Genomic DNA, 14,771 nt, shown 5'->3' on the forward strand with positions numbered 1-14,771 from the left:
AGTCCGCGCCAGGCCGAGTCCCCGGCGGAGTCCCCGCAGAGTCCCGGTCGCGCTGAGCCGCCCTCAGTCGCCTTCGGTCGGCACGATGTCCGGCGCGCCCAACCGCGCCGCGTCCGCCGTCAGGTCGTCGGGCTGGCGCTGCGACTCGCGCTCGGCCTCCACCCGCTTCTCGTAGTGCTCGACCTCGCGCTCGATCTGGTCCTTGTCCCAGCCGAGCACCGGTGCCATCAGCTCGGCGGCCTCGCGGGCGCTGCGGGTGCCCCGGTCGAAGGTCTCGATGGAGATGCGGGTGCGGCGGGTCAGCACGTCGTCCAGGTGCCGGGCGCCCTCGTGCGAGGCGGCGTAGACGACCTCGGCGCGCAGATAGTCGTCGGCGGCCTGGAGGGGTTCGCCCAGTGTCGGGTCCTTGGCGATGAGGTCGAGGACCTCCTCCGCCATGGTCCCGAAACGGTTCAGCAAGTGTTCGACGCGCACCACGTGGATGCCGGTCCGTGCGGCGATCCGCGCTCGCGCGTTCCACAGCGCGCGATAGCCCTCGGCGCCGAGCAGCGGCACGTCCTCGGTGACGCATTCGGCGACGCGCATGTCGAGCCCGTGCACCGCCTCGTCCACCGCGTCCTTGGCCATCACCCGGTACGTCGTGTACTTGCCGCCCGCCACGACGACGAGCCCCGGCACCGGATGCGCCACGGTGTGCTCGCGCGACAGCTTGCTGGTGGCGTCCGACTCGCCGGCCAGCAGGGGCCGCAGCCCCGCGTACACGCCCTGGACGTCGTCTCTGGTCAGCGGTACCGCGAGGACCGAGTTCACATGCTCCAGGAGGTAGTCGATGTCGGCGCTGGAGGCGGCCGGGTGGGCCTTGTCGAGGTCCCAGTCGGTGTCGGTGGTGCCGACGATCCAGTGCCGGCCCCAGGGGATGACGAAGAGCACGGACTTCTCGGTGCGCAGGATCAGTCCGCTGCTGGAGTTGATGCGGTCCTTGGGGACGACCAGGTGGATGCCCTTGGAGGCGCGGACGTGGAACTGGCCGCGCTCGCCGACCATGGCCTGCGTGTCGTCGGTCCACACGCCCGTGGCGTTCACGATCTGCTTGGCGCGGATCTCGTACTCGCCGCCCGCCTCGACGTCCTCCACCTTGGCGCCGACCACCCGCTCGCCCTCGCGCAGGAACCCGGTCACACGCGCGCGGTTGGCGACCTTCGCGCCGTACGACGACGCCGTGCGCACCAGGGTGGCCACATAGCGGGCGTCGTCCATCTGGGCGTCGTAGTACTGGAGGGCGCCCACCAGGGCGTCCTTCTTCAAGGCGGGGGCCACGCGCAGGGCGTGACGGCGGCTCAGGTGGCGGTGGGTGGGCAGGCCGCGTCCGTGGCCGCGGGCCATCGACATGCCGTCGTAGAGCGCGACGCCGGAGCCGGCGTACAGGCGCTCCCAGCCCTTGTGCTGGAGGGGGTACAGGAACGGCACCGGCTTCACCAGGTGCGGGGCGAGCCGCTCCAGGAGCAGTCCGCGTTCCTTGAGGGCCTCGCGGACGAGGGCGAAGTCGAGCATCTCCAGGTAGCGCAGGCCGCCGTGGATGAGCTTGCTCGACCTGCTCGATGTGCCGGACGCCCAGTCGCGCGCCTCGACCAGTCCGGTGGACAGACCGCGTGTCACGGCGTCCAGGGCGGTGCCCGCGCCGACCACGCCTCCGCCCACGACGAGCACGTCCAGTTCGCGCTCGGCCATTCCCGCCAGTGCCTCGGCCCGCTGCGCCGGACCCAGTGTCGCTGTCCTCACCGCTGCCTCCCGCTATCGGTAGCGCCGGCCGCACCCGTTCGGCGAAGCCCGGTTCGTATCCCTCCTGCCCAAATTCTGACCGGGTTGCCCGACTTCAGCCACCACTCGCCCCCAGCCTGTGGACAACAATCACAGGACTGCCGAAAAACACAGCCGTCCAATCCCGCATAACGGTCATATTTACTCCTAGTCTGACATTGCGCTCGCTCGTTCTGTCCACAGGGCTTGCGCACCTGTCCCGCTTCGGTTACTGGGAAGGACGGCCCACGCCATGCCCGCAGATCTCGCCGTCATCGGACTCGGTCCTCTCGGCCTGCCCCTGGCCCAGGCCGCTGTCGCCGCCGGTATCGCCACGGTCGGCTTCAAGACCGGCCCCGAGGCCGGCTCCCTCAGCCCCGCCGAACTGCGCCGGATGCTCTCGGGGGGCTTCCGGACGGCCACGAACCCCGCCGAACTCGGCCGGGTACGCACCGCCGTGATCTGCGCGCCGACGCCCCCCGACGCCGACGGCGGCCTCGACCTCGGCCAGGTGGAGACGGCCGCCCGCGCCCTCGCCGCGCATCTGCGCCCGCACACCACGGTGATCCTGGAGTCACCGGTGCACCCCGGCACCACCGAGGACTTTCTCCGCCCCCTCCTCGAAGAGGGATCCGGCCTCCGCGCGGGCCGCGACTTCCACCTCGCCCACTCCCCCAGCCGCGTCGACCCCGGCAACCGCGACTTCACCCCCGCCAACACCCCCAAGGTGATCGGCGGCCTGACCCCGGCCTGCACCGAGTCCGCGGCCGCCTTCTACGGCCGGCTCACCGACAAGGTGGTACGCGCGCGTGGCCTGCGCGAAGCGGAGACCGTGCAGCTCCTGGAGACCAACTTCCGGCACGTCAACATCGCCCTCGTCAACGAAATGGCCGTCCTGTGCCACGACTTGGGCGTCGACCTCTGGGACGTCATCCGCTGCGCGGAGACCAAGCCGTTCGGCTTCCAGGCCTTCCGCCCCGGCCCGGGCGTCGGCGGCCACGCCGTCCCCCAGGGCCTGACGGCACCCGGGGGCCGCCCGCTCCGCATGGTCGAACTCGCCCAGCAGGTCAACAACCAGATGCCCCGTTACGTCATCCAGCGCGCCGCCACGCTCCTCAACGAGCACGGCAAGTCCGCGCGCGGGGCCCGTGTCCTCCTCCTGGGCGTCACCTACAAGGCCGACCTCGCCGACCAACAGGCCACTCCCGCCCAGGAGATCGCGATCCGGCTCATGGAACTCGGCGCCTCCGTCAGCTACCACGACCCCCACATCCCCTCCTGGAGCGTCCTGGGCCGCCCGGTCCCCCGCGCGGACTCCCTCTACGAGGCGGCGGCCGACGCCGACCTGACGATCCTGCTCCAGCAGCACCGGACGTACGACCTCCAAGGCCTGTCCGTGAAGGCCCAGTTGCTCCTGGACACGCGCGGGGCCACGCCGACCGGGGCCGCACACCGACTCTGAGCACGAAAACGACTGGTCACAGGGTCACGTCGACCTGCTAATCTCCCCTCACTCGTCGCACAGCCGTCTCATTTCCGTGCGCGCGCATCTCCGCTTCACCTTTCTCGTCTTCGTATCCCGTGGGGGGATTTCTGTCATGAGCCAGTCAGCCACGCCACCGCAGCCACAGCCTCAGCCCGAGGTCCAGGCCCAGCCCGAGACTGAGGCCCAGGCCCAGGCCCAGCCGCAGCAGCCCGCGCCGCCGCAGCCGCAGCCGGTCGACGGCAACCCGTACGCCCAGCAGCCCGGCGCGGTACCGCCGCCGCCCCCGGCTCCGTACGCGCCGCCCGCTCCCCCGAGGAACAACATCGCGCTCGGTCTAGTGACCGCTGTAGTCGCCGCGCTGGTCGCCGCCGGGATCTACGGCGTCGTCATCGGCACCACCAAGCACGAGATCGGCTGGGCGGCGGTCGGCGTCGGCTTCGTGATCGGCCTGGCCGCGGGCAGGCTCGGCGGGCGCAACCCCGCGCTGCCCGTGGTCAGCGCCGTGCTGGCCCTGGGCGCGGTCTACCTCGGCCAGCTGGTCGGCGAGGCGATGATCGGCGCGGACGAGCTGGGCGTGAACTTCAGCAAGGTGTTCTTCGACCACTTCGACGTGGTCCAGGACGCCTGGAAGGCCGACGCCGACCCGATCACCTTCCTCTTCTTCGCCATCGCCGCGTTCGCCGCGTTCTCGGGGGCCAAGAAGGCGGCGCTCTGATCCCGGCGCGCGGGTTGCGCAGGGGGCGCTCGGGGCGGGGTGTGCGTCGGGGGCTGGTGGCGTGTGACTTTCGGCGCCGGTACCGTGAGAAGCAGGTGGAGCCCACCGCAGGGCTAACTGCGGTGAGCTCCTGAAAAGTGAACGGAGTGTCCACCCCTAGTTGGTATAGGGGTGGCCGCTCACTTTCCGCCGTGAATCCACAAGATGCACCTCCTCCGGAACTTCACCAGCCGAAGCCAGGTTCGGTCCCAAGAGGTGGGCTTGCGGTGGCGACCCATGGGCGCCCCCTTCCACGAGGCCGCCCATTAGCCCGGTAGGCGGTTCGTCTGGAATTCGGGCCGGGCCCCGAGAGCCCGGGTCCGGAACGATTTCCGTGGAAGGGGGCACCCCGCACAACTGGGGCGCCGATCACGGACGTTACCGCCCCGACCCGCCCCACCAGCGAACTTTCGCCCCGAACGCAACCGTGCGCCCCCTCTCTCCAACTCACGCCCCGCCAGCCCCACTTGGGCACACGAAAAGGCCCGGACCGCTCGGGTCCGGGCCCTTCGAGGCGTCGTAGGGCTGACTGGGGCTACCGCTTGTGCTGGGAGTCCGCGACCGTGACCTCGACGCGCTGGAACTCCTTCAGTTCGCTGTAACCCGTCGTCGCCATCGCGCGGCGCAGCGCGCCGAAGATGTTCATCGAGCCGTCCGGGACGTGCGACGGGCCGGTGAGGATCTCCTCGATCGTGCCGACCGTGCCGAGGTCGACCTTCTTGCCGCGCGGGAGTTCCTCGTTGACCGCTTCCATGCCCCAGTGGTGGCCCTTGCCGGGGCCGTCCGTGGCGCGGGCCAGCGGGGAGCCCATCATGACCGCGTCGGCGCCGCAGGCGACGGCCTTGGGGAGGTCGCCGGACCAGCCGACACCGCCGTCGGCGATGACGTGCACGTACCGGCCGCCGGACTCGTCCATGTAGTCGCGGCGGGCGGCGGCCACGTCCGCGACCGCCGTCGCCATCGGGACCTGGATGCCCAGGACGTTGCGCGTGGTGTGCGCGGCGCCGCCGCCGAAGCCGACCAGGACACCGGCCGCGCCCGTGCGCATCAGGTGCAGGGCCGCCGTGTAGGTGGCGCAGCCGCCGACGATGACCGGGACGTCGAGTTCGTAGATGAACTGCTTCAGGTTCAGCGGCTCGTGCGAACCGGACACGTGCTCGGCGGAGACCGTCGTACCGCGGATGACGAAGATGTCCACGCCCGCGTCGACGACGGCCTTGGAGAACTGGGCCGTGCGCTGCGGGGAGAGCGCGGCGGCGGTGACCACGCCCGAGTCGCGCACCTCCTTGATGCGCCGGCCGATCAGCTCCTCCTTGATGGGAGCCGCGTAGATCTCCTGGAGGCGGCGGGTCGCGGCGTCCGCGTCCAGCTCGGTGATCTCGTCGAGCAGGGACTGCGGGTCCTCGTAGCGGGTCCAGAGTCCTTCGAGGTTGAGCACGCCGAGGCCGCCGAGCTCGCCGATGCGGATCGCGGTGGCCGGGGAGACGACCGAGTCCATGGGGGCGGCCAGGAAGGGCAGTTCGAAGCGGTAGGCGTCGATCTGCCAGGCGATCGAGACCTCCTTCGGGTCCCGCGTACGGCGGCTGGGGACGACGGCGATGTCGTCGAAGGCGTACGCCCTGCGCCCGCGCTTGCCGCGCCCGATCTCGATCTCAGTCACGTCTGTGGCCTTTCCTTCTGCGTCTCAGCGTCTTCCAGTATCGCCGACGGGTACGACAAGGGCGGCCCCGGATGCTCCGGAGCCGCCCTCGACCCGCTTCACGCGCGCGTGGCGCTCACTTGCTGCGGCTGTAGTTCGGTGCCTCGACCGTCATCTGGATGTCGTGCGGGTGGCTCTCCTTGAGGCCCGCGGACGTGATGCGGACGAAGCGGCCCTTGGTCTCCATCTCCTCGATGGTGGCCGCGCCCACATAGCCCATGGTCTGGCGCAGGCCGCCGACGAGCTGGTGCAGCACGTTGGCCAACGGGCCGCGGTAGGGCACCTGGCCCTCGATGCCCTCGGGGACGAGCTTGTCGTCGGAGGCGACCTCGGCCTGGAAGTAGCGGTCCTTGGAGTACGACCGGCCCTGGCCGCGGGACTGCATCGCGCCGAGCGAGCCCATGCCGCGGTAGGACTTGAACTGCTTGCCGTTGATGAACTGGAGCTCGCCCGGGGACTCCTCGCAGCCCGCGAGGAGGCTGCCGAGCATCACCGTGTCGGCGCCGGCGGCGAGCGCCTTGCCGATGTCGCCGGAGTACTGGAGGCCGCCGTCGCCGATGAGCGGGACGCCGGCCGCGCGGGCGGCGAGGGAGGCTTCGTAGATGGCGGTGACCTGCGGGACGCCGATGCCGGCGACCACGCGGGTGGTGCAGATGGAGCCGGGGCCGACGCCGACCTTGATGCCGTCGACACCCGCGTCGACCAGGGCCTGGGCGCCGTCGCGGGTCGCCACATTGCCGCCGATCACGTCGACGCCGACGCTCGACTTGATCTTCGACATCCAGCTGAGGGCGTTGCTGTTGTGGCCGTGCGAGGTGTCGACGACCAGGAAGTCCACGCCGGCCTCGGCGAGGGCCTGGGCGCGGTCGAGCGCCTCGGGGCTGGCGCCGACGGCGGCGCCGACGATGAGGCGGCCCTCGGCGTCCTTGGCGGCGTGCGGGTACTGCTCGGCCTTGACGAAGTCCTTGACCGTGATGAGGCCCTTGAGGACGCCGGCCTCGTCGACCAGGGGAAGCTTCTCGATCTTGTGGCGACGCAGCAGCTGCATGGCGTCGGCGCCGGTGATGCCGACCTTGCCGGTGACCAGGGGCATCGGGGTCATGACCTCGCGCACCTGACGGGAGCGGTCGGTCTCGAAGGCCATGTCGCGGTTGGTGACGATGCCGAGCAGCTTCTTGTTGCCGTCGGTGACCGGGACGCCGCTGATGCGGAACTTGGCGCACAGGGCGTCGGCCTCGGCGAGCGTGGCGTCCGGGTGCACGGTGATCGGGTCGGTGACCATGCCGGACTCGGAGCGCTTCACGAGGTCGACCTGGTTGACCTGGTCCTCGACGGACAGGTTGCGGTGCAGGACGCCGACGCCGCCCTGGCGGGCCATCGCGATGGCCATCCGGGACTCGGTCACCTTGTCCATCGCCGCGGAGAGCAGCGGGATGTTGACCCGGACGTTGCGCGAGATGCGGGACGAGGTGTCGACCGCGTTCGGGAGCACCTCGGACGCGCCCGGCAGCAGCAGCACGTCGTCGTAGGTCAGCCCCAGTGTCGCGAATTTGGCGGGCACTCCGTCGACGTTTGCAGTCATGACACCTTCCCCAATGGCCTTGATCGGTGCGGATGTCCATGCTAACGGGAAGCAGGGGCCGCGAATTCCATGATTCGACGGCTACGGCCGACTCCGGGCTTCGTATGTTCGTACGGAACCGGGCGCCCGGCTGTTCAAAAAAGGTGTCGCGCGTACCGGTGTTACTGCTCGGCCAGGGCCCGCAGACGGCTCAGCGCACGGTGCTGGGCGACCCGGACCGCGCCGGGTGACATTCCCAACATCTGGCCGGTCTCCTCGGCCGTCAGGCCCACGGCGATGCGCAGCAGGAGCAGTTCGCGCTGGTTCTCCGGGAGGTTGGCCATGAGTTTCTTGGCCCATTCGGCGTCACTGCTGAGCAGGGCGCGCTCCTCGGGTCCGAGGGAGTCGTCCGGGCGCTCGGGCATCTCGTCGGACGGCACCGCCGTGGAACCCGGGTGGCGCATCGCGGCGCGCTGGAGGTCGGCGACCTTGTGGGCGGCGATGGCGAAGACGAAGGCCTCGAAGGGGCGGCCGGTGTCCTTGTAGCGCGGGAGGGCGAGGAGGACGGCCACGCAGACCTCCTGGGCGAGGTCCTCCACGAAGTGGCGTGCGTCGCCCGGGAGTCGGGACAACCTGGTGCGGCAGTAGCGCAGGGCCAGTGGGTGTACGTGGGCGAGCAGGTCGTGCGTGGCCTGCTCGTCTCCGTCGACCGCGCGAAGGACGAGTCCACCAATCGCCCCTTGGGCACTGGCCCCCTCGTCGTCACGCATCGGTCCATGGTGCCTTGCGGCCGTGTGGTCCGTGGCACCGCGTCCGTTGTTGTGCACCGAAGCGTTATGAGCAGGTGCGCCGGAACTCATCTCCTGCGCCCTCCCCTCCCGCTCGACCGACTCGTCCCCGAGGAACTCCACATCTCAAGGATGCGGCATCCGCGGCGAAACGAGCAGCGGGCGCCCGGCGGGCCCCGTCACCCTCCCCGCCCGCCCGCAGACAGGCGGGGATTCCCGTACCCCCGCTACAACCCACTGACCTGGCCCTAACGGACCAGACCCCAGCGGAAACCGAGCGCCACGGCGTGCGCCCGGTCCGAGGCGCCGAGTTTCTTGAAGAGCCGCCGGGCGTGGGTCTTGACGGTGTCCTCGGAGAGGAACAGCTCACGGCCGATCTCCGCGTTGGAGCGGCCGTGGCTCATGCCTTCGAGGACCTGGATCTCGCGTGCGGTGAGCGTCGGCGCGGCGCCCATCTCGGCGGACCGCAGCCGGCGCGGGGCCAGTCGCCAGGTCGGGTCGGCGAGGGCCTGGGTGACCGTGGCCCGCAGTTCGGCGCGCGAGGCGTCCTTGTGCAGATAGCCGCGGGCGCCGGCCGCGACCGCGAGGGCCACGCCGTCCAGGTCTTCGGCGACGGTGAGCATGATGATGCGGGCGCCCGGGTCGGCGGAGAGCAGCCGCCGCACGGTCTCGACACCGCCGAGTCCGGGCATGCGGACGTCCATCAGGATGAGGTCCGAGCGGTCGGCGCCCCAGCGGCGGAGGACTTCCTCCCCGTTGGCCGCGGTCGTCACGCGCTCGACACCGGGCACGGTCGCGACCGCGCGGCGGAGCGCCTCTCGGGCAAGCGGGGAGTCGTCACAGACGAGGACGGATGTCATGGCCGCCCTCCGCAGCTGATGCGCGTCACCTTGAGCCTCCAGGCTGGTACGAAATCGTCACCTGTGCGGTCGACCGTCTCGGACGCCTGCCCGAGCACTTGTGTTTGCAACCGCCTCGCACTCTCAACGACGGTCACTCGAAAGAGTTACGGGGCCGTGTGTCGTCTTCGGCACTCTACGTGAGGGTGCGGACACGGCGGAGGGATGCGCGGCCGACCCTCAAGCTTTCATCACAACCAGTGCCCCATTCAGCCCTATTTCTTCCCTTTTCATGGTGTCTAAGGCTAGATTCGCAATGAGTCATATTTTCATCTCCTTAGATCGTAGTTGTACGGTCGTGGACACCGTATCCGCCCATAACGGCTACAAGGGGTCACGCAATGGCAGATTTCTCCCGCCTTCCCGGACCGAACGCGGACCTGTGGGACTGGCAGCTCCTGGCTGCCTGCCGAGGGGTCGACAGCTCGCTCTTCTTTCATCCCGAGGGCGAGCGCGGTGCGGCACGAAGCGCTCGTGAGAACTCGGCCAAGGAGGTCTGCATGAGGTGCCCGGTCCGCGCACAGTGCGCGGCGCACGCGCTGGCGGTGCGCGAGCCGTACGGCGTCTGGGGCGGCCTCACCGAGGACGAGCGCGAAGAACTGATGGGACGGGCCCGCAACCGGCTGGTGTCGGCCTCGGCCAGCGGTGGGGACACCGTCTCGAACACCTGAAGGAACGTTTCTGCAAGGAGACCGCAAGACGACCGCAAGGACGGGCACGCGCACGCGTGCCCCTTACTTTTCGCGGCCCGCCGTGGCCCCCACTTTTGGCGGCCCGCCGTGCCCCCTACTTCTGGCGGCCCGCCGTGGCCGCCCGCGCCAGCTGGTCCAGCGTCGCCGCCACCGCGGGCACGCGTGCCAGGTCGGGCAGGGTCAGCGCGACGATCTCCCGCCGCACCGCCGGTTCCAGGGTCACCGTCCGCGCGCCCCGGGGCCGTACGGACTCGATGGCGAGCTGGGGCAGGACGGCGACGCCCAGGCCCGCGCTCACCAGGCCGACGACCGCCGGATAGTCGTCGGTCGCGAAGTCGATGCGCGGGGTGAAGCCCGCCTTCTCGCACACCTCGACCAACTGGCCGCGGCAGCGCGGGCAGCCGGCGATCCAGGGGTCGGCGGCGAGGTCCGCGATGGCGACCGACCGCACGCGCGCGTGGCGGTGCTTTTCCGGGACCAGGGCCACCAGGCGGTCGCGGAGCAGCGGTCGTACCACCAGGTCGGACCAGTCCTCCGCGCCCGCCGCCGTCTCGTAGCGGAAGGCGAGGGCGATGTCGCAGTCGCCCTCCCTGAGGAGGTCGACGGAGTTCGGCGGCTCGGCCTCCTCCAGGAAGACGCGGGTGCCGGGGTGGGCGGCGCGCAGGGCGGCGAGGGCCGTGGGGACGAGGGTCGAGCTGCCGCTCGGGAAGGAGACCAGCCGGACCCGGCCGGCCCGCAGGCCCGCGATGGCGGCGACCTCCTCCTCGGCGGCGGTCAGCCCGGCGAGGATGCCGGCCGCGTGCCGGACCAGGGCCTCGCCCGCCTGGGTCAGGCGCATCTCACGGCCGGTGCGGATCAGCAGCGGGGTGCCGATCGAGGTCTCCAGGGCCTTCATCTGCTGGCTCACGGCGGGCTGGGTGCAGCCCAGTTCGCGGCCGGCCGCCGAGAAGGAGCCGGTGGCGGCGACGGCGCGCAGCACACGGAGATGTCGGGCCTCGATCATCCGCCGAGCATAAGCCGACCTTGGGTGTACGGGGGAATAATCCGCCGCGGCTTTGGGGCGCTCTCGCCTACCGTGACCTCATGAAGCTTCTCTCGCTGAACCTGGGCCGCGCCACGGCCGTGCCGTACACGGACCAGCCGGACGGCGTGACGGGGATCGACAAGCGGCCGACCGACGGGCCCGTCCGGGTGAGCGCGCCCGGTCCCAAGGGGGTCGCGGGCAGCGGTCTCGCCGGGGACGCCGTGTGCCATCTGCGCCATCACGGCGGCGACGACCAGGCGGTGTACGCGGTCGCGCGCGAGGATCTCGACGACTGGGAGCGGGAGTTGGGGCACCCGCTGGCCAACGGCTCCTTCGGGGAGAACCTGACGACCCTGGGCCTTGACGTGTCCGGCGCGCGGATCGGGGAGCGGTGGCGGATCGGGGCCGAGGTGGTCCTGGAAGTCACCTCCGGGCGGATTCCGTGCCGCACCTTCCAGGACCATCTGGGCGAACGCGGGTGGGTGAAACGGTTCACCTTGAAGGGTGCGCCGGGAGCCTATCTGCGGGTGATCGAACCCGGTGAGATCCGGGCGGGGGACGCGATCGAGATCGTGCACCGGCCCGGTCACGAGGTGACGGTGGCCCTTCAGTTCCGGGCCGTGACGACCGAGCGGGCGCTGCTGCCGCGGCTGCTCCCGGCGGGCGAGGCGCTGCATCCGGAGGCTCTCGCGCAGGCCCGGAAGTATGTCGCGGAGCACACCGGCTGACCTGCCGTCACGGCCTGTTCGACGCTTTGTTCGACACGTGTTCGTCACGGATCGGGAGGGCCTGTGCAGAGATCCGGCCCGATCGCCCGGGGTCACTAATCTTGCGCCATGACAACGGCATTGATTACGGGATCGACCGCGGGGATCGGTGCCGCGTTCGCGCGGCGGCTCGCGGCGGACGGACACAACCTCGTGCTGGTGGCGCGGAACACCGCGCGGCTCGGCGAGCAGGCGACCGAACTGCACGACCGGCACGGCATCGAGGCGGAGGTGCTGACCGCCGACCTCGCCACCGACGAGGGCATCGAGACGGTCGCAGCCCGGCTCTCCGACCGCAAGAACCCGGTCGACCTGCTGGTCAACAACGCCGGCTTCGGCAACAAGGGCCGCTATCTCGACGTACCGATGGCGGACGAGCTGAGGATGCTGAAGGTGCACTGCGAGGCGGTGCTGCGGCTGACCGGCGCGGCGACCGAGGCGATGCGCGAGCGCGGGCGCGGCGGGGTCGTCAATGTGGCGTCGGTGGCGGCCTTCGTACCGCGCGGGACGTACGGCGCGTCGAAGGCGTGGGTGGTGCAGTTCACGCAGGGGGCGGCCAAGGACCTGGCCGGGACGGGCGTACGGCTGATGGCGCTGGCGCCCGGTTTCGTGCGGACCGAGTTCCACGAGCGGGCCGGGATGGGCACGGACAACATCCCGAACTGGATGTGGCTGGACGCGGACAAGCTGGTCGCGGCGGCGCTCACGGATCTGGCGCGCGGCAAGTCGCTGTCGATCCCCGACCCGCGCTACAAGGCGCTGATGGGCCTGGTGAAGGTCACTCCGCAGGCGGTGCTCGGCGGGATCACGTCGAAGACCGGGCGGAAGTACGGGCCGCGGTGACGGCAGCCGCCCTGGCGACGGTGACAGCGGCACGAAGGCCCGGCTCCCCCAGAGGGGTGCCGGGCCTTCGGTCTGTCACAGGTCCTGCTACGGGTTCACCGACTCGCGTCAGTGGGAGTGGCCGTGGCCGTGACCGGCGGCGGCGGGCTCCTCCTCTTCCTTCTTCTCGACGACCAGGGTCTCGGTCGTGAGGAGGAGGGAGGCGATGGAGGCGGCGTTCTCCAGGGCGGAGCGGGTGACCTTGACCGGGTCGATGACACCGGCCTTGACCAGGTCGCCGTACTCGCCGGTCGCGGCGTTGAAGCCCTGGCCGGGCTCCAGGTCGGCGACCTTGGAGGTGATGACGTAGCCCTCAAGGCCGGCGTTCTCGGCGATCCAGCGCAGCGGCTCGACGACCGCGCGGCGCACGACCGCGACACCGGTGGCCTCGTCGCCGGTCTTGTCGAGGTTGCCCTCGAGGACCTTGGCGGCGTGGACCAGAGCGGAGCCACCACCGGAGACGATGCCCTCCTCGACCGCGGCGCGGGTCGCGGAGATGGCGTCCTCCAGACGGTGCTTCTTCTCCTTCAGCTCCACCTCGGTGGCGGCGCCGACCTTGATCACGCACACGCCGCCGGCCAGCTTCGCGAGGCGCTCCTGGAGCTTCTCGCGGTCCCAGTCGGAGTCCGTGTTCTCGATCTCGGCCTTGATCTGGTTGACGCGGCCCGCGACCTCGGAGGCGTCGCCGGCACCGTCGACGACGGTCGTGTCGTCCTTGGTGACGGTCACGCGACGGGCGGAGCCGAGCACGTCCAGGCCGACCTGGTCGAGCTTGAGGCCGACCTCCTCGGCGATGACCTGACCGCCGGTGAGGGTGGCGAGGTCGCCGAGCATCGCCTTGCGGCGGTCGCCGAAGCCGGGGGCCTTGACCGCGACCGCGTTGAACGTGCCGCGGATCTTGTTCACGACCAGGGTCGACAGGGCCTCGCCCTCGACGTCCTCGGCGATGATCAGCAGCGGCTTGGAGGCGTTGGCCTGGATGACCTTCTCCAGCAGCGGCAGCAGGTCCTGGATGGAGCTGATCTTGCCCTGGTGGATGAGGATGTACGGGTCTTCGAGGACCGCTTCCATCCGCTCCTGGTCCGTCACGAAGTACGGCGACAGGTAGCCCTTGTCGAAGGCCATGCCCTCGGTGAAGTCCAGCTCCAGACCGAAGGTGTTGGACTCCTCGACGGTGATGACACCGTCCTTGCCGACCTTGTCCATCGCCTCGGCGATGAGCTCGCCGACCTGGCTGTCCTGGGCGGACAGGCCGGCGACGGCCGCGATGTCGGCCTTGTCGTCGATCGGGCGCGCGGTGGCCAGCAGCTCCTCGGACACGGCCTTGACGGCGGCGTCGATGCCCTTCTTCAGGGCGGCCGGGGAGGCACCGGCGGCGACGTTGCGCAGGCCCTCGCGGACGAGCGCCTGGGCGAGCACGGTGGCGGTGGTGGTGCCGTCACCCGCGATGTCGTTGGTCTTGGTCGCCACCTCCTTCACCAGCTGGGCGCCGAGGTTCTCGTACGGGTCGTCGAGCTCGACCTCGCGGGCGATGGTGACACCGTCGTTGGTGATGGTGGGGGCGCCGAACTTCTTGTCGATGACGACGTTGCGGCCCTTGGGGCCGATCGTCACCTTCACCGTGTCGGCAAGCTTGTTGACGCCGCGCTCAAGGGCGCGACGGGCGTCCTCGTCGAACTTCAGGATCTTCGCCATGGGAGCGGTTCAGCCCTCTCGGAAAACGTGGGTGAAACGAACCGCGCCCCCGACGCCCGGCTTCATAAGGTCGCGGGGGCCAGGGGCGCAGCTCACATACTGAATGTGCTTCAGTCACATACTGAATGTGCTTCAGACGGTGCTTGAAGCGAATTACTTCTCGATGATCGCGAGCACGTCGCGGGCCGAGAGGACGAGGTACTCCTCGCCGCTGTACTTCACTTCGGTGCCGCCGTACTTGCTGTACAGCACGATGTCGCCGGTCTTGACGTCGAGCGGCAGGCGCTCGCCGTTCTCGAAGCGGCCCGGGCCCACGGCGAGGACGACGCCCTCCTGGGGCTTCTCCTTCGCGGTGTCCGGAATGACCAGGCCGGAGGCCGTGGTCTGCTCGGCGTCGAGCGGCTGGACCACGATGCGGTCCTCAAGCGGCTTGATGGCAACCTTGGAGCTGGCGGTCGTCACGATCCGACCTCCCCCTTCGGAGATCTCACGGGGTTAACTGTCTGAGGTGGCGACCAGGTGGATCCGTCGTCGCGGGTGCCGGACCTGCCCGTCGCTATTGGCACTCTCCAGGGGGGAGTGCCAGGTCTGAGACTATGACTGCGATTAGCACTCGGTCAAGCGGAGTGCCAATGCCCGCGGCGCTTGAGCGGATTTTTCACCACCGTCGGCCGTGGCTGCCGCCCCTGGGGCTGCGCCCCCGGACCCCCCGATCGGCCTGGACGGC

13 protein-coding genes are annotated in these 14,771 nt (G+C 70.3%); 5 read left to right on the forward strand and 8 right to left on the reverse strand.

The annotated features are described in order from the left end of the window. Window positions 1-63: 63 nt before the first annotated feature. A complete protein-coding gene (locus ACIQPR_RS03515) occupies window positions 64-1,779 on the reverse strand; it encodes a glycerol-3-phosphate dehydrogenase/oxidase (protein ID WP_403641245.1) in 1,716 nt (571 codons plus the stop codon). Window positions 1,780-2,050: 271 nt separating this feature from the next. On the opposite strand from ACIQPR_RS03515, the gene ACIQPR_RS03520 reads away from it, so the two are divergent. Beyond that, window positions 2,051-3,259 (forward strand): nucleotide sugar dehydrogenase, encoded by a 1,209-nt coding sequence (locus ACIQPR_RS03520; protein WP_403641248.1) that lies wholly within the window; start codon window positions 2,051-2,053, stop codon window positions 3,257-3,259. Window positions 3,260-3,395: 136 nt separating this feature from the next. After that, entirely contained in the window at window positions 3,396-3,998 is a 603-nt protein-coding gene (locus tag ACIQPR_RS03525; RefSeq protein ID WP_403641251.1) for a hypothetical protein, read from the forward strand. A 574-nt stretch (window positions 3,999-4,572) separates the two neighbouring features. Here the strand turns inward: ACIQPR_RS03525 and ACIQPR_RS03530 are convergent. The 4 genes from ACIQPR_RS03530 to ACIQPR_RS03545 all read right to left on the reverse strand — a co-directional run bounded on the left by ACIQPR_RS03530 (window position 4,573) and on the right by ACIQPR_RS03545 (window position 8,945). Further along, the gene (locus tag ACIQPR_RS03530; protein WP_403641254.1) at window positions 4,573-5,697 is read right to left on the reverse strand and encodes a GuaB3 family IMP dehydrogenase-related protein; all 1,125 of its coding nucleotides are present in this window, start codon (window positions 5,695-5,697) and stop codon (window positions 4,573-4,575) included. A 115-nt stretch (window positions 5,698-5,812) separates the two neighbouring features. Continuing rightward, the gene (gene guaB, locus ACIQPR_RS03535) at window positions 5,813-7,318 is read right to left on the reverse strand and encodes an IMP dehydrogenase (RefSeq protein WP_403641257.1); all 1,506 of its coding nucleotides are present in this window, start codon (window positions 7,316-7,318) and stop codon (window positions 5,813-5,815) included. A 161-nt stretch (window positions 7,319-7,479) separates the two neighbouring features. Beyond that, window positions 7,480-8,067 (reverse strand): sigma-70 family RNA polymerase sigma factor, encoded by a 588-nt coding sequence (locus ACIQPR_RS03540; protein ID WP_200715865.1) that lies wholly within the window; start codon window positions 8,065-8,067, stop codon window positions 7,480-7,482. Window positions 8,068-8,333: 266 nt separating this feature from the next. Beyond that, a complete protein-coding gene (locus ACIQPR_RS03545; RefSeq protein WP_003948568.1) occupies window positions 8,334-8,945 on the reverse strand; it encodes a response regulator transcription factor in 612 nt (203 codons plus the stop codon). A gap of 380 nt (window positions 8,946-9,325) precedes the next feature. Here ACIQPR_RS03545 and ACIQPR_RS03550 point away from each other — a divergent pair, with 380 nt between their 5' ends. Next, window positions 9,326-9,655, forward strand: a complete 330-nt coding sequence (locus ACIQPR_RS03550) for a WhiB family transcriptional regulator (RefSeq protein ID WP_403641261.1) — start codon at window positions 9,326-9,328, stop codon at window positions 9,653-9,655. A gap of 115 nt (window positions 9,656-9,770) precedes the next feature. Here the strand turns inward: ACIQPR_RS03550 and ACIQPR_RS03555 are convergent, their stop codons facing one another. After that, window positions 9,771-10,679: a LysR family transcriptional regulator gene (locus tag ACIQPR_RS03555; RefSeq protein WP_403641264.1), complete on the reverse strand. Its 909-nt coding sequence runs from the start codon at window positions 10,677-10,679 to the stop codon at window positions 9,771-9,773. Between the two features lie 80 nt (window positions 10,680-10,759). Here ACIQPR_RS03555 and ACIQPR_RS03560 point away from each other — a divergent pair, with 80 nt between their 5' ends. Continuing rightward, window positions 10,760-11,428 carry an MOSC domain-containing protein gene (locus ACIQPR_RS03560; RefSeq protein ID WP_403641267.1) on the forward strand — a complete coding sequence of 223 codons (669 nt, stop codon included), beginning with the start codon at window positions 10,760-10,762 and terminating at the stop codon, window positions 11,426-11,428. Between the two features lie 108 nt (window positions 11,429-11,536). Continuing rightward, entirely contained in the window at window positions 11,537-12,310 is a 774-nt protein-coding gene (locus ACIQPR_RS03565; RefSeq protein ID WP_403641270.1) for an SDR family NAD(P)-dependent oxidoreductase, read from the forward strand. 108 nt (window positions 12,311-12,418) lie between these two features. On the opposite strand, the gene groL is transcribed toward ACIQPR_RS03565, so the two are convergent. Together groL and groES are read right to left on the reverse strand one after the other, a co-directional pair. After that, window positions 12,419-14,044: a chaperonin GroEL gene (gene groL / locus ACIQPR_RS03570; RefSeq protein WP_403641273.1), complete on the reverse strand. Its 1,626-nt coding sequence runs from the start codon at window positions 14,042-14,044 to the stop codon at window positions 12,419-12,421. Window positions 14,045-14,197: 153 nt separating this feature from the next. Then, window positions 14,198-14,506: a co-chaperone GroES gene (gene groES / locus ACIQPR_RS03575; RefSeq protein ID WP_008747517.1), complete on the reverse strand. Its 309-nt coding sequence runs from the start codon at window positions 14,504-14,506 to the stop codon at window positions 14,198-14,200. Window positions 14,507-14,771 lie beyond the last annotated feature (265 nt).

It is taken from the genome of Streptomyces sp. NPDC091280 (assembly GCF_044768565.1).
GTDB lineage: Bacteria > Actinomycetota > Actinomycetes > Streptomycetales > Streptomycetaceae > Streptomyces.

Bases quoted from the DNA above. Each gene is read 5' to 3' on its own strand.
- ACIQPR_RS03540 (WP_200715865.1), bottom strand. From the start codon at position 8,067: ATGCGTGACGACGAGGGGGCCAGTGCCCAAGGGGCGATTGGTGGACTC.
- ACIQPR_RS03520 (WP_403641248.1), top strand. From the start codon at position 2,051: ATGCCCGCAGATCTCGCCGTCATCGGACTCGGTCCTCTCGGCCTGCCC.
- ACIQPR_RS03550 (WP_403641261.1), top strand. From the start codon at position 9,326: ATGGCAGATTTCTCCCGCCTTCCCGGACCGAACGCGGACCTGTGGGAC.
- ACIQPR_RS03555 (WP_403641264.1), bottom strand. From the start codon at position 10,679: ATGATCGAGGCCCGACATCTCCGTGTGCTGCGCGCCGTCGCCGCCACC.
- ACIQPR_RS03545 (WP_003948568.1), bottom strand. From the start codon at position 8,945: ATGACATCCGTCCTCGTCTGTGACGACTCCCCGCTTGCCCGAGAGGCG.
- groL (WP_403641273.1), bottom strand. From the start codon at position 14,044: ATGGCGAAGATCCTGAAGTTCGACGAGGACGCCCGTCGCGCCCTTGAG.
- ACIQPR_RS03525 (WP_403641251.1), top strand. From the start codon at position 3,396: ATGAGCCAGTCAGCCACGCCACCGCAGCCACAGCCTCAGCCCGAGGTC.
- ACIQPR_RS03565 (WP_403641270.1), top strand. From the start codon at position 11,537: ATGACAACGGCATTGATTACGGGATCGACCGCGGGGATCGGTGCCGCG.
- ACIQPR_RS03560 (WP_403641267.1), top strand. From the start codon at position 10,760: ATGAAGCTTCTCTCGCTGAACCTGGGCCGCGCCACGGCCGTGCCGTAC.
- guaB (WP_403641257.1), bottom strand. From the start codon at position 7,318: ATGACTGCAAACGTCGACGGAGTGCCCGCCAAATTCGCGACACTGGGG.